The sequence below is a fragment of the Fibrobacter sp. UWP2 genome (assembly GCF_900141705.1).
Taxonomy (GTDB): Bacteria; Fibrobacterota; Fibrobacteria; order Fibrobacterales; family Fibrobacteraceae; genus Fibrobacter.
Genome location: NZ_FQYM01000002.1, coordinates 102,596 through 119,120, shown reverse-complemented (window position 1 = coordinate 119,120; position 16,525 = coordinate 102,596). Strand labels below are relative to the sequence as shown.

The window sequence follows — 16,525 nt, the reverse complement described above, 5'->3', positions numbered from 1 at the left end:
ACAATGAACAAGAAAATCTTTTTCGCCGGTACAGGCAATATGGGCGGGGCCATCCTCCGCGGTCTTCTCCAGGCCGGATCCGACCCCAAAACCATCTTTTTCTTTGACCCGAGCGACACCGCAGCGGCTGCCGTGACCGCCCTGGGCTGCGTTCGCGTAAAAAGCTTTGACGAGGGCGTCAAGGCAGCCGACGTGACGTTCCTCTGCGTAAAACCACAGATTTTCAAAAAAGTCTCTGGCGAATGGAACGCCGCCGCCAAGGCGCTCACTGCCCCCAAGACCTTCATTAGCATCATGGCCGGTGTCGCCCGCAGCGCCCTCGTGAGCGTGCTCGGCGAACAGAACCAGGTGCTCCGCGTGATGCCGAACCTGCCGCTCACCGTGGGCAAGGGCACGGTGGCCCTCGCCACCGACGGCGTCAACGACGAAACGCTTGCAACTGCCGAAACAATCTTCGGCACGGTCGGCGTGACCTGCCGCGTGTCAGAATCCTTGATGGACGCCGTCACCGGGCTCTCGGGCAGCGCCCCCGCCTACGTTTTCGAGTTCATCGAAGGGCTCACCCGCGGTGGCGTGAAGGCTGGCCTCACCCGCGATGTCGCGCTCAAGCTCGCCCTCGGCACCATCGAAGGCAGCGTGGAACTCGTCAAGCAGTCGGGCAAGAGTCCAAGCGACCTGTGCGCCATGGTATGCTCCCCCGCGGGCACGACCATCGCCGGCGTGGACGCCCTCGAAGAAGGCGGCTTCCGCTCGAGCCTCATCAAGGCCGTAGTCGCTGGCACCAACCGCTCCAAGGAACTGGGAAAATAATTATGAATTAGGAATTCCGAATTCCTAATTGTCATAATTCCTAATTAACCCGATGCAGCCGATCGTTTTTTTCACCAAAGAAACCGACACATCCTCGTTTATCTTGGACGTGCTTTCTTCGGTGGACTACCAGGTGGAAATCCATGCCGAATTCAATAGCGACCTGAGCCGCCTCGCAGCAATAGTGATTGTGGACCTGGACTCGTTCACCGTTACGGCAGACAACCTTACCGTCATCACCACGAACCTGACCCAGATCCGCACGCAAAGCCCCGACACCATGCTGCTCGTGTATGCGCAAAATCCGGAGCAGTACGCGAACCTCCCCTCCAATCTCTACGACAACTTCCTCTCGGTCGAGGCGGTGCGGTTGCACCTGATGAGCAAGCTCGCGAGGCTCAAAGAAATCATCGCCGCACGCCAGATATTCCGCGAAAGGATGTCGCACCTGGTGGGCAAAAGCGAGGCCATGAACCGCCTCCGCAAAACTGTGGAACGCGCTATTTTGCATACGGGTCCAGTTTTAATCCAAGGCGAGTCCGGAGTCGGCAAGGACCTCATCGCCCGCGCCATCGCCTGCGTATACGACAAGTTCGTGACCGTGAACTGCAGCGCCATCCCCGAGAACCTCTTTGAAAGCGAACTCTTTGGGCACACGCGTGGCGCGTTTACCGGGGCGCAAAACGAGCGCATCGGGCTTTTTGAAGATGCGAACGGCGGCGCCATTTTCCTGGACGAAATCGGCGACATGCCGCTCCACGCCCAAGTCAAGCTGCTACGCGTCATCCAGAATCACGAGATTCGCCCCATTGGCGCCAACAAGACGCGCCACATTGACGTGCGCATCATCGCCGCCACCAACCGCGACCTCAAGGAGGAAATCCGCGAAAAGCGCTTCCGCGAGGATCTCTACTACCGTTTGAACGTCATCCCCATGCAGCTCTCGCCTCTACGCGACCGCAAAGAGGACATCGAGGACTTGGCGAACTACTTTATACACCAGTACGCCCCCGCCGGCGAGCCGTACATACTCTCGGCAGGCGCCTTGCAAAAGCTGCAGCAGTACAACTGGCCCGGCAACATCCGCGAACTCGAAAACGTCGTCCAGCGCACGCTATGCTTTACCGACCCGGGTATTTTGAACGCCGAGGATTTGCAAATGGACGAAGGCGAAAGCGGTACGACCATGGCAAACGCATCGATTTTCGCCACCAGCAGCTACGACGAATTCCGCGAAAAGCAGCTGGACGAGGAGCGCGAATTCCTCAAAGCAAAAATTCTGGAGAACGGCGGCTCGGTGAGCCTCACTGCCGAGCGTCTCGGCATGCTCCGCACCGCCCTCTACAACCGGCTCACCCGCCTGGGCGTGAACGTCAAGGGATTAAAGTAAAGCTTAAAGCCGTTCGACGCTGAACCCGCGCTTGCGCAAGAGTTCAATCACGTTGTCATCGTCCAGCACCAAGTGCGCAGCCCCCACCACCACAAACACACTGCGGTCCTCCGCCAAGAACTGCGCGATGGATTCCGCCATTTTGCCATTGCGGCTCGTGTATACCTTGTCTTCCATCTTTTGGCGCAAGGCTTCGTCTTCGGGAGAATCGCCTTCGCTCTCCTCGTTCATCACCTGGCGCAAAAGCACGTCGTCGCCCGTTTTCCAGGCGCGAATCATGCGAGTCACCATGGAGTCCAGTTCCGAGATTTCACGGAGAGTGGTTTTGAGGTAATAGATTCCCGCGGAATCCGATTCGCTTGAATCGGCAATCGCCCCCACCTGTTCATCAGCGGTCTCCAGGCTCACAATCGCCTTGCCATCGACCGCCGCGCGGTCCAACAGCACCATATCCACACCGTAGCTCGGGTCGATTCCCACACGCTGGATGGCGACCACGCTGAGCGTTGTCGCGGCGAACCACGGTTTCATCGGCATCAACGCCGTCACGGGGAAGTTCCACGACGCACAAATGCTGTCGAGGGAATTCCAGAGCGGACGCGGCAAAATCTGATTGAGTGTCGTGCCCGCAGGGAGCAGGCCCTGCTGCATGGACTTCTGGGCGACCTCGTTACTCACGGAATCGTTGCCAATGTCGATTTCCACGGCCAGTTCCTCGGCATGCGCAAAAGCGGTATCGATGACGGGGTCCAGCGGGTAAAAGGAAGAATCGGCAAAATGCACGCTTCCCAATATATATATCGTAGAATTGCTGTCAGAGACCTTCCAAAAAAAATGTTGTTTAGCACTTGTCTGGGGTGCGGGTCCAATTTCCGCCCTCGGGCTCGAACTACAGGCAACCAAAATCATCGCGAGGAGCACCGCAAAAAAAACGGCGGCAAAGGCGGGACGCAAAATCATTTTTCGGTCCATGCGAACAACCCCCTTTCGCGGGCTTCACCAGCGGGAGCCACCTGCACTCGGCGGTTATCGATGACCGCAATACGGTCACAATACTTCTCGGCGTATTCAATGGAGTGCATCGAAACAACTATGCCCATACGCTGTTCAAGCGCAAGGCTACGCAGCATGCGGAACAGGGCGTGACTCCGCGGGATATCCAAAAAGGCGTTAGGCTCGTCGAGCAACAGGACCTTCACCTGCTGCGCCACCGCCTCCGCCAAATACACGCGGCTACGCTCACCGTCGCTGAGTTCCGCCACGGGGCGATTCGCAAATTCTTCAAGTGTAAAAAGACGCAAGGCGTTTTCAATCACCATCTCGTCTTCGGCGTTGCGGGAATCCAACACGCCCGAATACGGCGTGCGGCCGAGACCCACGAACTCGCGAACCGTCATGCGACCGGGCGCAGGGACGCTCATGCGGACAAGAGCCACATGGGTAGCGCGTTCTTGGGCGCTCCATTGTCCCAAAAGCTTTTCACAAAGCGAGACCTCGCCTGCGAGGGGCGGGATGGTTCCTGCAAAAGTCTTTAACAAGGTGCTCTTGCCACAGCCGTTCTCGCCCATCAAGGCGACGACCTCACCTGCGGACACTTCGAAATCGCAGGGGGTATCACAACACAGGGCGGCCCTACCACCGCGCCCCCCATAGCCAAAAAGCAATCCTGTGCACAAAAGCAACCTACTCATACTTCGCTCCGCGCACAATTACATACAAAATAACAGGAACGCCAACAAGGCTCAAGACCGCGTTCAATGGGATGCCCGCCGGGAACAGCCCAGCCACCATGGCAAGCACCGACCCGCACAAAAATGATGCAGGCAAAAGAACGCGATGGTTCGTGGTTTTAAAAAGCAAGTAAGCGAGGTGCGGCACCGCAATGCCAATAAAGGCGACCGGCCCACAAAAAGCGGTCGAAGCACCCGTCAAGACGCTCGCGCCCAAGAGGGACATGGCACGTGCCCGTTCAACGCGAACGCCCAAACCGCGGGCGAAGTCCTCGCCCATGCGGACCGTGTTCAGGTAACGCATAGAGCAAACCACCAGCACCAGTCCAACGCAAACCGCGAGTGCAAAAAGCCAAACATCGTCAAGCGTCAGGCGAGCAAAACTGCCCAAGCCCCAAGCCACGTAGACCCGCAAGCTCTCCGCCTCGGCACCCGCAATCAAAATGCTCACCAGGGCGTCAATGAAGTAGCCAATTAAAAGTCCCGCCACCAAGAGCACGGCGCTCTGCCTAAAGCGGTAGGCGATCCACATCACCACCGCCGTCACTGCGAGCGCCCCGAGCGAAGCCGCGCCAAGCACGCCAAAACGACCAAAGCTAAAACCTGCGAGCAGCGCCAACGCCACACCCAGGCTCGCACCGCTGCTAATGCCCAGCACAAACGGTCCGCACAGCGGGTTGCGGAACACCGACTGCAAGGTGAGGCCCGAAACCGCAAGCGCTCCGCCCGCAAGCAGAGCAGCGACCAAACGCGGGATTCTCAAATCCCACACAATGCGGTGAGCGACGTCCTCGCCCCAAGGTTCGGCCAACGACCGACACACGTCAGCAAAAGAAAGACCCACCGGTCCAAGCAACAACGTCAAAAAGACCAGCAGCAAAACAGCCGTCGCAAGGATGGTAAAATAAACCGCCATGCGGTTCATGTCACCTACTTCTTTTTGGATTTAGAGTTCTGGAACTCTTTGTTCATCTCTTCGGAAGCAGCCTTGTCGCGGATGTAGATTTCCGGCGGCACGTTTTCGAAGCCCTGGAGAGCGTTGAGCCAGTTATCGTTCAGGTCGCGGAATTCCAGCTTTTTCAGGTTGTGCCTAAGGGAATCGCCACGAATGCGGAAAGTCACGTAGTCCCAACGAATCACTTCGCGGTCGCGGAACACTTCGCGCGTCACGAGGGAAGAATCGTTGTCAAAGCGGTAGCGGGCCTTGTAGGTATACTCGCCGGTCATTTGGTAACGGCCGGAATCGGAGTACGTGCGGGTCACGCCGTAAAGGGTGTCGTTCATGCCAAAGCGGAGTTCCGCATCGCGGAAGGCATGGCCGTGCGAAACAATCGGGGTACGCCACACACCAAAGACCTCGCCCTTCATGGACTTCTGGAAAACAGTATCAACCTTCCAGTGGTCAAAGTTGCTCTTGTCGTACTTGGCGCGCTTAACGTACTTGCCCTCCTGGATCATGCGGCGGATGCTGTCGGCCTTCGCCTTGGCAAGGCTGTCGGAATTGACCTTCGCCTTGACGGGGCTGGCATGAGACCGGTCCATCGAGTCCAGTTTGGCCTGGATCATGTCGTCGAGAGTTGTAGAGGCTCCACGGGGAGCCACAACGTCTGACTGGGGGGCAGGCGGATTAGATTGCGCGAAACACACCCCTGCCAAAGCAAGGGATAAAATAGAAGCGAAAATACACTTAGAATAAGACAAAATCATCACTACTAAATTTAGTTAAAGCTTTTTTTAAAAGGCAAAAAAAACAATAAATTGCCCCTTTTGAGGGGGTAAAATGGGCAATAAGCTATATTTGGGGCATGCTCGATTACTCGCAAGTGAAAACTCCTTGTTACGTTCTGGACGAAAACCGCCTTCGCCGGAACATGGACATCCTCTCCGACATCCAAAAAAGGACCGGAGTCAAGATTATTTGCGCCCTCAAGGGGTACAGTTTTTGGCGAAGTTTCCCCATTATCGGCGAATACCTGCCGGGGGCGACAGCCAGCAGCCTGAACGAAGCCAGGCTCGCCAAGGAGGAAATGGGCAAAGAGGTACACGTGTTCGCCCCCGCTTACGAGGACGACGAAATCGACCAGATACTAGCCCTTGCCGACCACATCACCTTCAACAGTTTTAGCCAGTGGGCCCGCTTCAAGGACCGCGCCCTCAAGGCGGGCGTGAGCTGCGGCATCCGCGTGAACCCGCAATACTCCACCGTGGAGACCGACCTGTACAACCCCTGCGGCAAGTTCAGCCGCCTGGGCGTGACCGAGGCCGAGTTCAAACCCGAACTGCTGGACGGCATCGAGGGGCTGCACTTCCATGCCCTGTGCGAGCAGGACGCCGATGCGCTGGAAGGAGTCCTCGCGGCATTTGAACAACACTTTGGCAAATACCTCGACCGCATGAAGTGGGTCAACTTTGGCGGCGGGCACCACATTACCCGCAAAGACTACCACAGGGAACAGCTGGTGGAACTGCTGAACAACTTCAAGGCGCACCACCCGCACCTGCAGGTCATCATGGAACCGGGCGAAGCCATTGGCTGGCAAACCGGCGAACTAGTGACGAACGTCGCCGACATTGTACACAACGAAATGGACATCGCCATTTTGAACGTGAGCGTGAGCGCCCACATGCCCGACTGCCTCGAGATGCCATACCGCCCCGCCGTGACCGGGGCCGACCTCCCCGGCGTCAAGAAATTTACATACAAATTAACCGGAAATACCTGCCTTGCCGGCGACCAGCTCGGGGACTTCTCGTTTGACAAGCCGCTCCAAACAGGCGACCAGATTATCTTTGAAGACATGATTCACTACACCATGGTAAAGACGACCTTCTTTAACGGCGTGCGCCACCCGAATATCGGCATGTTCGATAAAGAGGGCAAGTTCCACCTGCTGCACGAGTTCACCTACGAGCAGTTCAAAGAGAAACTGTAATGAGGTGTGAAGTGTGAGGTGTGAAATGAAATGCGGACGAATATGATTTTTTATAGCGAAGAAGAGACATACAACTGGGCAAAGGAATTCGCCAGCACACTAAAGCCGGGTGACATGGTCGCTATGTACGGGAACCTGGGCGCAGGCAAGACCGTCATTAGCCGCGGGATTTGCGCCGGCCTCGGCTTCTCGGGAACGGTATGCTCCCCCACCTACACCATTTTGCACGAATACCCAAACGACCCGCCCATTTTCCACTTTGACCTTTACCGCCTCGAGGGCGGCGCCGACCTAGGCGAAGTCGGGATGGACCCGGACTACCTGGCGAAAGGCATCAGCCTCATCGAGTGGCCCGAACGCATGGACGACACCAGCGGGATTACGCACACCATCCGCATCCAGATTCTCTCTGAAACGGAACGCGAGATTACGGTGGAATAAAAAAGCCTTGGCGACAAGCCAAGGTTTTTTACAAATAGAATCCGGACTTTACTTCGCCGTCTTGGAGACCACCGGACGGATGCGCTTGCCGCAAAGCGTCACCACAATGCCCGCCTGCGCGAACATGTAATAGGCGGTATCGCGGCTGTTGTTCAAAGTGGACTTCGGGTCGTAATCATCCTTGGTCACAAACACTTCGGCCACGCCAGAAAGGCTCACATCCAAAGCGCAGCGTTCACACGGGAAACCGATTACATAGAGCTTGGATCCGGGAGGCACCTTGCCGCGGGCATAGTGCAGCGCATTGATTTCGGCATGCACCATGAAGGGGTACTTGTTCGCCTCGAACTCGTGGTGGCTCAAAAGCTCGCCGGAGTCAGCGTCGAGCAGGTCGTAGGCCAGCAGTTGCTTTTCGCGGGTGTACGGCACTGTTTCGTCATCAAAACCCGCCGGGGCACCATTGTAGCCCGTGCTAATGACACGGCCGTCGGCACTTACGAGCACGGCGCCCATCTGGGTATTTTGGTCTTTGCTGAGGCGTGCCTGCGCACACATCATTTGGGTATAGACTTCGTCACGAAGCTTGGAGCGAGTGGAATTGTGGTTCATAAAAAAAAATATATAAAAAACCGGCGAGAAAATCTCGCCGGCCCCGTACACCAATGTAGGTGAATTTATTGAGAATCGTCCTTTACTCGACGTTTTTGCCCTTTTCGAGGGCGGCTTCGAGAGTCATGCCCGTGAATTCCTGGGCGCTGAACCAGCGGCCGCTCTTCTTGTCGTCAAGCAGCACAGAGACCATCGACCCCGGAATCACGCTTTCGGGGGCGTTGGGGGCGTTGGGACCGCCAAGGTCCGTGCGGAGCCAACCCGGGTCCATTACGTTCATCATCACGTCGGTGCCGTTGAGCTTGCAGGCGAAATCCTTCACGAACTTGGTGAGGGCAGCCTTCGCGGCGGCATAGGCCGAGAGCTCCGGTTCGTTGGCGATGCCGCTCGTGGTGAGCTGCATGCGGCCAAAACCGCGCTTGATCATGCCCGGCAAAAAGTGGTACACAATCTTGATGGGGGCAAAAAAGTTCACCGCCATGGCCTGGTGAAAGTCTTCCATCGTGTTGGTGGTGTAATCGGCAAAGTAGTGGCTCATGAGACCTGCGTTGTTGAACACGAGGTCCACCTGGACACCCCAGCTGTCGATCTCGGCGAGGGCGGCATCGATTTCGGCCTCGTTCTCAAGGTTGCAACCCACGGCACGCACTTCAACGCCAAACGGCTTGATTTCGGCAATCACCTTTTCGGCATGGCTCTTGTCGCGGCCCTGCAAAATAATATTGGCACCGAGTTTCGCCATTTCAATAGCGGTAAGGCGGCCGACTCCGCGGCACCCACCCGTAACAAGACACCATTTGCCCTTGACATCAATCATTTTCAATCCCTTTGCGCCATGCGCTTTTTGAAATCCCCGGGCAAAGCCCTGCAGAAGTGCTTATAAAATAGACAATCGAGCCCCCAAAAAGGGAGCCCGAGGCATAAAAAGTGTATACAGGCGTAAAACCCCTGTATACGGCGAAATGAGTCAAAAAAGCTATTTTACGCAGCGGAGGGAAAGCCCGTCGGCCTTGTTGCTGTTGCCAAAGCCCATCGCATCGATCATGCCCGAAAGGGAGCGAATGAGGCTATGGCGGACGGGATCGCCAAGCTCGGGAGTGTTATCCTCTTCGGATGTCCAGAAATACGCCTTGAAGCCCAGGTCCGCAAAGTTGTTCATGTAATAACGGCCCGAACCGTAGGCAGCGAAACCGAAGTCGTCCGAGCCTGGAGTAGACATCGAACTCGTCCAGGAGTCCACGCTGCGAAGGGAGTTGTTGTCGCTCCCCGTGGCGGACGCGGCGAATTCGCCAAGAGCATCCCATTCGTCGGTGGTGGGCACATGGAATCCCTCAGGGCAAATTCCCTGGGCCGGGATGGCGGGATTTGCCTCCGTGGCATTGAAACTCGAAGAAAGCCCCATGGCGCTGCTCCAGGTGTAGAGTCGTCCATACTTGTCGCAGTTCGCCTGGTTGTTGTCGTAGCACCAGGAGCCGGACGTACAATAATCCAGGTTCTGGGCGAGCCAAATTTGGGTGCCGATGGTTACCGTCTTATAAATTTTGCCATCGCGGGCGTCGCAAATGGTGTTCGGCTCCAACACATCGGGGCACGGCACTATCGACACCTGGCAAGATGCTCCGGCAGAATCGCCACCCGCCCCCTCACCATTGGACGATGTCCCGGAATCGCTCCCGCAGGCAGTCAAGCCGAAACCCGCCATGACCGCAATAAAACCAATTCCCCACTTTAAACTCTTCATGGTAACCCCCATTTGTAAAAGACAAACTAAATGTATATAATACGGGAAAAAAAAGAAGTCCCTGCCGGGGTGACAGGGACTTATTCGCAAGCGATCGACCCATGGTCCTCCCGCTTACATGAATAAAGATAGCAGTATTTTTAGCAAAAAGATTGTAAAATCGCACTTTACAATATTTTTTGTTCTCTTGACGTTCACTTCCACGTCGCGACTCTTTTACTACCTTTGGGAATGATGATCCTCCTTGTCGCCGAAAAACCATCCGTTGCCAACCAGCATTACCGACCAATGCTGGAGCGCATTGAAGGTGAAAAATTCACTCAAGGGGATGGTTGCCTTATCGGCAAAAACCACTGCATCACCTGGTGCGTGGGCCACCTTATCACGCTCGCCCCGCTGGACGCCTACCCCGGTTACGAGGGAGGCTGGCGGCTTTCGAACCTGCCACTTTTGCCCGAAAAGTTCCGCCTCATGGAAATCGAGAGCACCAAAAAGCAGTTGAACGTGGTGCGCGCCATGATGGAAAAGGCAGACGTGCTGGTGAACGGCGCGGATGCCGGCCGAGAAGGAAACCTGATTTTCGACCTGATCCTGGACTTCACCCCGGACTTCCGCAAAAAACAGGTGAAGCGCCTGTGGGTAAACAGCTACGTGGCGAAGGATTTGGACAAGGCGTGGAAAAACCTGGAAGACGCCACGCAGCGCGTGAACCTGAGCTATGCCGCACGACTCCGCCAGCGCGCCGACTGGATGGTGGGCCTCAACGCGACACGTGCCTACACGCTCACAGCGGGCCGCGGGAAGATGATTTCGGTTGGGCGCGTGCAAACCCCGACCTTGAACCTGGTCGTAGAGCGCGATACTATCGTGGAGCAGTTCAAGGAACTGTACTACTACAGCGTCGTGGGCACGTGGAAAAACTTCCAGTCGCAGCTGTTGCGACCCGACGAAAAAGCCAAGGGAGACGAAAAAAGCGCCGCCCTCAAGGTCGCCGTGTTCGAGAAGGAGGCGGAGGCGAAAGCGGTCGTGGAGCGTTGCAAGCCCCCTGCCAAAGCGACCATCGCAAAAATAGAGATTGCCCAAAAGAAGCAGTTCCCGCAAAAGCCGTTCGACCTCACAGAACTGCAAAAAGAAGGCAACAAACGGTTCAAATTCAGCGCCCAGCAGGTTCTGGACTGCGCGCAGAACCTCTACGAAAAGAAGCTACTCACCTACCCGCGTACCGACTCGCAATACCTGCCCGACACCATGAAACAGGAGGCATACGCCCTCGCGTCGAGACTCGCTAGCGACAAGGAACGCCCCCTAATGCGCCCGCAGGGCGAGAACTTCATTTTCATCAACTCGAGCAAGGTGACGGACCATTTTGCCATCATCCCCACAGGCGAAGTCCCGCAGAACCTGCCCGAGATGGAGCAAAAGATTTACGACCTCGCCCGCGAACGCTTTGTACACGCCTGGCTCAAGCCCTACGTGTGGAGCGAGATGGACGTCATCCTGAGCGGCGAAGCCGCGATATACAAGACTAGGGGCTTTAGCCCCTTAGTCGCGTTAGGTTCGAAGGAGCAGGATCCAGACCTGTTTAGATTAAAGCTGAAGCGCAACGAGGACATGGGGTTCCGCGCGATTGTCAAGGAAGAGAAGAAGAAGAAGGCCAAGGGCAAACGCGGTGACAACGCCGATGCCACAAGCGCCGATGCAGAAGGCGGCAACACCGACGAAATCACGAACCTGGTTGAAGCCTTCCCGGAATGGAACGTGGGCGACACCTCCCCCTTCGACAGCGTGGAACTGCAGAAGAAAAAGAAGAGCAAGCCCAAGTACTACACCGAGGCCACTCTCCTTGCCGCCATGAAGACGGCGGGCAAGCAGGTGGAGAACGAGGAACTCGCCGAAGCCATGAAAGAACGTGGTCTCGGCACGCCGGCTACGCAAGCGGGCATCATCGAGACCCTCAAAAAACGCGGCTTTATCGAGATGCAAAAGAACTACATCGTGAGCACCGCCCGCGGGCGCGAAGTCATTTCGCTGGTGGACGACAAAATCAAGTCGCCCGAAATGACCGGCGAATGGGAATTCAAGCTCTCCCAGGTTGAAAAAGGCAAACTCGAGCCTGTCGAATTCCGCGACGGCATCGTGAACTACGTCAAGGATCTCTTTGAACACTTGCACCAAAAGTACGGGGCGCAGTTCGAACGCGAAACCGTGACTGAGGCCATTCTCTGCCCCAAATGCAAGTCCCCACTGGAAATCGCCCCGTGGGGCTACGTGTGCCACGGCGAGAGTTGCGGGCTCAAGTTCGGACACACCATTGCCGGACGCACGCTCACCCACGCCGAAATGAAGCAACTCCTCGAAACGCGGGCGACCCAGGTCCTCGACGGCTTTGTGAGCAAAAAGGGCACGACTTTCAGCGCCATCGTCAAACTCGACGACGAATACAAAACCGTGTTCGAGTTCCCCAAGAAGGCGTTCCCGAAGCGCGACCTCCCCTGCCCTTGCTGCGGCGACCAGCTCCGGTTCCGCAAGGGAACCGGCACCAACGGCGAGAACCTCTCGGCGTTCGTGTGCATGAACCCGCAATGCCGCTACGGGATCCCGCAGGTGTTCTACCAGCGCGAATTCAGCGACGAAGAAGTGGAAGGGCTCCTCAAGACCAAGAGCACGCCCGTGCTGGAACCATTCAAAAAGAACGGCACGGTGTTCCGTGCCGCCCTCGAAATTCGCGAAGGCGGAAAACTCGCCTTCAATAAGCTGACTGTAGAAGTCATCCCGTAGGGATCACCCCGCCTTTTTACCAGTCCATGCCCTCCACCGGCACGTACTTGCGGCTGCCATCGGCAGCAATGATGATGCCGATGCCGCTCAGGTAATGGAGCCAGGTGTTGCTGTCGTAGAAGCCCATGGTCTTGTTGGTGCAGTAGGCAATAAGCGGCACCAAGAGCTGGTCATGCGAAATGAACACGGCAAAGTTGTACGCCGCCGGCACACTCGGGATCACCTTGTCCACAAGCAGTTCCACGCTCCTCTCGGCAAGGTTGTAGACTGCATCGGCATACTTGTCTTCGTACACCCAGGCGGCAATGTACTCGTAAGAGCTGACGCCGACGCTGCTGCTTGTAAATTCCGTTTCGTAGGCGGAGTACGCCTCGCTGTCCTTCACGTACCAGCCACCGTTCAAGGCAGAGAGATTGATGCTGTTCGCCTCGCTCAAGGTTTCGCCGCGGCCCTCGGCAATGTAAGTAGCCGACTCCTTGGCACGGGTGTAGTCGGAAAATCCGTAGAAGAACGGGTCAGTTCCCGCGACCTTCGCGCCCACGCCCTTGGCCTCTTCCACACCGGCTTCGGTCAAGTGCGCTTCCAGGCCAGAATCGTCCTTGTTGCGGCGACCGTGACGCAAGATCAAAATGCGCTTTTCGCCAGCAGCAAGACCCTGATAGAACGTCTTGATGTCAATGAAAGTGTTCGTCGCCGAAGCCAGCACATACGGCTGGTCCTTGGCGACTTCGGTAGCCAGGTCAAACGGCACCGGCGTAATCTGCCCCGCATCGGCAGAGGATTCGGGAGTCGGGGGGACCGTCGCACTAGAGAGCGTGGCAGGCTCACCCGAGTCGGACGAAGCCGGGAGGGCCGCCTCCGAGGAGAGGTTCGTGTCGGGATAGACTACCGCCGAAGAAGCCGGAGCCTGCTGTTCAGGTTCCGTTCCCGTAGAACTATCGTCGCCGCAGGCCACCAACGCCATTGCTGAAAGAAACAAGGCCGATGCAAAAATTTTCTTCATTTGAAATCCTCCGTGACAAAAAAAATCACTTCAAAAAAATTACTGGATATATGATATATTTTTCAAGGTTCCATTACCACCCCCCAAGGGAAAATTTTTATTAACCAACACTGCCAATTGGACCGGGTACACCCCGAATATTTGTATATTTGACGCGTAAAAGGTCAATATGAGCGAAAACTACAAATACGGTTTTGTCACAGATATCGAGAACGAGGCTTTTGAGAAAGGCCTGAACGAAGATATCATCCGCAGGGCTTCCAAGCTCCGCGGTGAACCGCAGTTCATGCTCGATTTCCGACTGAAAGCGTATGAAAAGCTCAAAACCATGGAACAGCCGAACTGGGGCGAGCTGAGTTTTGCGCCGGTCGATTTGCAGGACATTGTCTACTACTCCGCCCCGAAGACCAAGAAGAGCCACGAAAAAATCGAAGACGTGGACCCGGAACTCCTGGCCACCTTCGAAAAATTGGGCATCCCGCTGGACGAACAGAAGCGACTCGCCAACGTGGCCGTGGACGCAGTCTTTGATTCGGTGAGCATTTACACCAGCCATAAGAGAAAGCTCATGGAGATGGGCATCCTGTTCTGCTCCATCAGCGACGCCATCAAGGAATACCCCGAGCTCATCGAGGAATACCTGGGCTCGGTCGTGCCCGCGGGCGACAACTACTTCGCGGCCTTGAACAGTGCCGTCTTTGGCGACGGGAGTTTCGTCTACATCCCGCCTGGAGTCAAGTGTCCGATGGACCTTTCCACCTACTTCCGCATCAACAACAAGGAAGCGGGCCAGTTCGAACGCACTTTGATTATCGCCGACGAAGGGGCCAGCGTGAGCTACCTGGAAGGTTGCACCGCGCCGGAATATTCCAGCAAGCAGTTGCACAGCGCCATCGTGGAACTTGTGGCGAAGGACAACGCCAGCATTAAATATTCGACCGTGCAGAACTGGTACGCGGGCGACCGCGAAACGGGCGCCGGCGGCGTGTACAATTTCGTCACGAAGCGCGGAAAGTGTGCCGGCAAGAACAGCCGCATCAGCTGGACGCAGGTCGAGACGGGTTCCGCGATTACGTGGAAGTACCCGAGCTGCGTGCTTCTGGGCGACAACTCCGTCGGTGAATTCTACAGCGTGGCCCTCACCAACGGGCACATGCAGGCAGACACCGGCACCAAGATGATCCACATCGGCAAGAACACCAAGAGCACGATTATCAGCAAGGGCATTAGCGCCGACTACTCGAGCAACGCTTACCGCGGCGAAGTGAGCATCCGCAAGTCCGCCACTGGCGCCCGGAACTACACCCAGTGCGACAGCATGCTCGTGGGCACAAAGAGTGCGGCTCACACGTTCCCCTACATCACGGTAGCAAATGCAAGTTCCACCACGGAACACGAAGCGACGACCAGCCGCATCAGCGAAGACCAGCTCTTCTACTTCGAGAGTCGCGGTATCAAGCGCGAAGACGCAATACAAGCGATGGTGGGCGGTTTCTGCAAGGACGTGTTCAAGGAACTCCCGGGCGAATTCGCGACGGAAGCAAGGCAGTTGCTGACGCTCAAGCTCGAACATTCCGTCGGGTAAGCGGCTACGCAGCAATGAACGTCGAAGAATTGAACAGCCTTTTCGAGGCACAGGGCTCACAGCGTTGGGCGGTCGCGAACACGACCGCAAAAGAACGCATCGCGAAGTTGAAGGCTCTCCGTAAGGCGATTGTAGACCGCCAACAGGAATTCTACGATGCCGTGTGGGCCGATTTTCACAAGCCGAAGACAGAAGCCTGGCTGACCGAAGTCTTCCCCGCCCTCGAAGAGATCGACTACGCCATCAAGCACCTCCGCAAATGGATGAAGGACAAGCCCGGCAAATGGAGCTGGCTTTTCCCCTTGAACAAGAGCATAAGTCATTTTGAACCGAAGGGACGCGTGCTCATCATGGCGCCGTGGAACTATCCCTTTTTGCTGTTCGTCTCGCCCATAGTCGCGGCCATTGCCGCAGGAAACGTCGTCATCGCGAAACCGAGCCACAAGACTCCGCACGTCGCCGCATTCCTCGAATCGCTTATCGCAGGCGTTTTCGAACAGGATGAAGTCGCCGTCGTGCTGGGAGCCGGAGCGGAAGTCGGCGACAAACTGCTCGCCCTCCCATTCGACCACGTGTTCTTTACGGGTAGCCCGAAGGTCGGCGCGCACGTCGCGGAATGCGCCGCGAAAGTCCATGCCGGCGTCACGCTCGAACTCGGCGGAAAATCCCCGACGATCGTCCTTGAAGATGTGAATGTTGCGGATGCCGCCAAGAAAATCGCCTGGGGCAAGAGCCTCAACGCGGGCCAGACTTGCATCGCGCCGGACTACGTGCTTTGCCCGCACAGACTCGTGCAACCGCTTGCCGAAGCCGTTGCAGACAACATAAAGAAGATGTACGGAGGCACAGAAGATACCCGCAAGGATTGCGAGAACTTCGTGCACATCGTCGAGAGCAGGGCCGTCGAACGCCACAAGGCATTGATACTCGATGCGGTTGAAAAAGGCGCAACAGCCGTCATCGGCGGAGCGGAATTCTGCGACGCGGACGCCAGATACACACCCGCGACCGTCCTCACCGGCGTCACGCCCGAAATGGATATAATGCAGAGCGAAATTTTCGGGCCCATCCTCCCGATTGTCGCCTATGATTCGCTCGATGAGGCTATCCAGTTCGTGCAGGCCCGCCCGAAACCGCTCGCACTTTACATCTTCGGGAAGTCACGACGCGACATCAAGCGCGTGCTGCGCGAAACCACCTCGGGTTCCACCTGCACGAACCACTGCATCTTGCAAATCGAGAACCTCTCCGTGCCCTTCGGGGGCGTTGGCATGAGCGGTACCGGCAATTACCACGGGTTTTACGGATTCAAGACGTTCAGCCACGAACGCAACGTGATGCACCAGGGTGCATTCGACCCCATGCAGTTCTTCTACCCGCCCTACCACAAGGCAAGCGACAAGAGCCTCCGCGCCAAAATCCAGCGGGTCGCGAAGAAGCTTCTAGGATAACAGCGCCATCCCGAATGCTGTATTGAACAGTGTCATCCTGAGTGGCGAAGCCAC

General features: G+C 56.6%; 15 protein-coding genes. 7 read left to right on the top strand and 8 right to left on the bottom strand.

Annotation, left to right across the window (positions count from 1 at the left end):
* Window positions 1-3: 3 nt before the first annotated feature.
* Both proC and BUB55_RS02430 read left to right on the top strand, forming a co-directional pair.
* Window positions 4-810, top strand: coding sequence for a pyrroline-5-carboxylate reductase (gene proC / locus BUB55_RS02435; RefSeq protein WP_073187907.1), 807 nt, complete (start codon window positions 4-6; stop codon window positions 808-810).
* A 52-nt stretch (window positions 811-862) separates the two neighbouring features.
* Entirely contained in the window at window positions 863-2,200 is a 1,338-nt protein-coding gene (locus BUB55_RS02430) for a sigma-54 interaction domain-containing protein (RefSeq protein WP_073187905.1), read from the top strand.
* Between the two features lie 3 nt (window positions 2,201-2,203).
* Here BUB55_RS02430 and BUB55_RS02425 read toward each other — a convergent pair whose 3' ends face one another.
* Genes BUB55_RS02425 through BUB55_RS02410 form a run of 4 tightly spaced genes read right to left on the bottom strand, consistent with a single transcriptional unit; the run spans window position 2,204 to window position 5,532 of the window.
* The gene (locus BUB55_RS02425; RefSeq protein ID WP_255369479.1) at window positions 2,204-3,109 is read right to left on the bottom strand and encodes a TraB/GumN family protein; all 906 of its coding nucleotides are present in this window, start codon (window positions 3,107-3,109) and stop codon (window positions 2,204-2,206) included.
* A 47-nt stretch (window positions 3,110-3,156) separates the two neighbouring features.
* Window positions 3,157-3,891, bottom strand: coding sequence for an ABC transporter ATP-binding protein (locus BUB55_RS02420; protein WP_143152868.1), 735 nt, complete (start codon window positions 3,889-3,891; stop codon window positions 3,157-3,159).
* Window positions 3,884-4,855: a FecCD family ABC transporter permease gene (locus BUB55_RS02415; RefSeq protein ID WP_073187900.1), complete on the bottom strand. Its 972-nt coding sequence runs from the start codon at window positions 4,853-4,855 to the stop codon at window positions 3,884-3,886. The genes BUB55_RS02420 and BUB55_RS02415 overlap by 8 nt, the downstream gene beginning before the upstream one ends.
* Window positions 4,856-4,860: 5 nt before the next feature.
* On the bottom strand, window positions 4,861-5,532 hold the full coding sequence (locus BUB55_RS02410; protein ID WP_143152867.1) for a hypothetical protein: 672 nt from the start codon (window positions 5,530-5,532) through the stop codon (window positions 4,861-4,863).
* 203 nt (window positions 5,533-5,735) lie between these two features.
* On the opposite strand from BUB55_RS02410, the gene nspC reads away from it, so the two are divergent.
* Entirely contained in the window at window positions 5,736-6,863 is a 1,128-nt protein-coding gene (gene nspC, locus BUB55_RS02405; RefSeq protein WP_073187897.1) for a carboxynorspermidine decarboxylase, read from the top strand.
* Window positions 6,864-6,905: 42 nt separating this feature from the next.
* Window positions 6,906-7,304, top strand: coding sequence for a tRNA (adenosine(37)-N6)-threonylcarbamoyltransferase complex ATPase subunit type 1 TsaE (gene tsaE / locus BUB55_RS02400; protein WP_073187896.1), 399 nt, complete (start codon window positions 6,906-6,908; stop codon window positions 7,302-7,304).
* Window positions 7,305-7,352: 48 nt separating this feature from the next.
* Here the strand turns inward: tsaE and BUB55_RS02395 are convergent, their stop codons facing one another.
* The 3 genes from BUB55_RS02395 to BUB55_RS02385 form a co-directional block, all read right to left on the bottom strand.
* Complete coding sequence (locus tag BUB55_RS02395; RefSeq protein ID WP_073187990.1) at window positions 7,353-7,913, bottom strand: deoxycytidylate deaminase; 561 nt, start codon at window positions 7,911-7,913, stop codon at window positions 7,353-7,355.
* 82 nt (window positions 7,914-7,995) lie between these two features.
* Window positions 7,996-8,730, bottom strand: coding sequence for an SDR family NAD(P)-dependent oxidoreductase (locus BUB55_RS02390; RefSeq protein ID WP_073187894.1), 735 nt, complete (start codon window positions 8,728-8,730; stop codon window positions 7,996-7,998).
* A gap of 159 nt (window positions 8,731-8,889) precedes the next feature.
* Complete coding sequence (locus BUB55_RS02385; RefSeq protein WP_073187893.1) at window positions 8,890-9,654, bottom strand: FISUMP domain-containing protein; 765 nt, start codon at window positions 9,652-9,654, stop codon at window positions 8,890-8,892.
* Between the two features lie 231 nt (window positions 9,655-9,885).
* On the opposite strand from BUB55_RS02385, the gene BUB55_RS02380 reads away from it, so the two are divergent.
* Window positions 9,886-12,432 (top strand): type IA DNA topoisomerase, encoded by a 2,547-nt coding sequence (locus tag BUB55_RS02380; protein WP_234971767.1) that lies wholly within the window; start codon window positions 9,886-9,888, stop codon window positions 12,430-12,432.
* A gap of 16 nt (window positions 12,433-12,448) precedes the next feature.
* Here the strand turns inward: BUB55_RS02380 and BUB55_RS02375 are convergent, their stop codons facing one another.
* The gene (locus BUB55_RS02375; protein ID WP_143152866.1) at window positions 12,449-13,435 is read right to left on the bottom strand and encodes a histidine phosphatase family protein; all 987 of its coding nucleotides are present in this window, start codon (window positions 13,433-13,435) and stop codon (window positions 12,449-12,451) included.
* A 169-nt stretch (window positions 13,436-13,604) separates the two neighbouring features.
* Here BUB55_RS02375 and sufB point away from each other — a divergent pair, with 169 nt between their 5' ends.
* Entirely contained in the window at window positions 13,605-15,020 is a 1,416-nt protein-coding gene (gene sufB, locus BUB55_RS02370) for a Fe-S cluster assembly protein SufB (RefSeq protein ID WP_073187890.1), read from the top strand.
* 14 nt (window positions 15,021-15,034) lie between these two features.
* Window positions 15,035-16,471, top strand: coding sequence for an aldehyde dehydrogenase family protein (locus tag BUB55_RS02365; protein WP_073187888.1), 1,437 nt, complete (start codon window positions 15,035-15,037; stop codon window positions 16,469-16,471).
* Window positions 16,472-16,525: the final 54 nt, after the last annotated feature.

Excerpts from the sequence above, each read along its gene's own strand:
- nspC (WP_073187897.1), top strand. The coding sequence starts at position 5,736 with ATGCTCGATTACTCGCAAGTGAAAACTCCTTGTTACGTTCTGGACGAA.
- tsaE (WP_073187896.1), top strand. The coding sequence starts at position 6,906 with ATGATTTTTTATAGCGAAGAAGAGACATACAACTGGGCAAAGGAATTC.
- proC (WP_073187907.1), top strand. The coding sequence starts at position 4 with ATGAACAAGAAAATCTTTTTCGCCGGTACAGGCAATATGGGCGGGGCC.
- BUB55_RS02430 (WP_073187905.1), top strand. The coding sequence starts at position 863 with ATGCAGCCGATCGTTTTTTTCACCAAAGAAACCGACACATCCTCGTTT.
- BUB55_RS02380 (WP_234971767.1), top strand. The coding sequence starts at position 9,886 with ATGATGATCCTCCTTGTCGCCGAAAAACCATCCGTTGCCAACCAGCAT.
- BUB55_RS02365 (WP_073187888.1), top strand. The coding sequence starts at position 15,035 with ATGAACGTCGAAGAATTGAACAGCCTTTTCGAGGCACAGGGCTCACAG.
- BUB55_RS02420 (WP_143152868.1), bottom strand. The coding sequence starts at position 3,891 with ATGAGTAGGTTGCTTTTGTGCACAGGATTGCTTTTTGGCTATGGGGGG.
- BUB55_RS02385 (WP_073187893.1), bottom strand. The coding sequence starts at position 9,654 with ATGAAGAGTTTAAAGTGGGGAATTGGTTTTATTGCGGTCATGGCGGGT.
- sufB (WP_073187890.1), top strand. The coding sequence starts at position 13,605 with ATGAGCGAAAACTACAAATACGGTTTTGTCACAGATATCGAGAACGAG.
- BUB55_RS02375 (WP_143152866.1), bottom strand. The coding sequence starts at position 13,435 with ATGAAGAAAATTTTTGCATCGGCCTTGTTTCTTTCAGCAATGGCGTTG.
- BUB55_RS02425 (WP_255369479.1), bottom strand. The coding sequence starts at position 3,109 with ATGATTTTGGTTGCCTGTAGTTCGAGCCCGAGGGCGGAAATTGGACCC.
- BUB55_RS02395 (WP_073187990.1), bottom strand. The coding sequence starts at position 7,913 with ATGAACCACAATTCCACTCGCTCCAAGCTTCGTGACGAAGTCTATACC.
- BUB55_RS02390 (WP_073187894.1), bottom strand. The coding sequence starts at position 8,730 with ATGATTGATGTCAAGGGCAAATGGTGTCTTGTTACGGGTGGGTGCCGC.
- BUB55_RS02415 (WP_073187900.1), bottom strand. The coding sequence starts at position 4,855 with ATGAACCGCATGGCGGTTTATTTTACCATCCTTGCGACGGCTGTTTTG.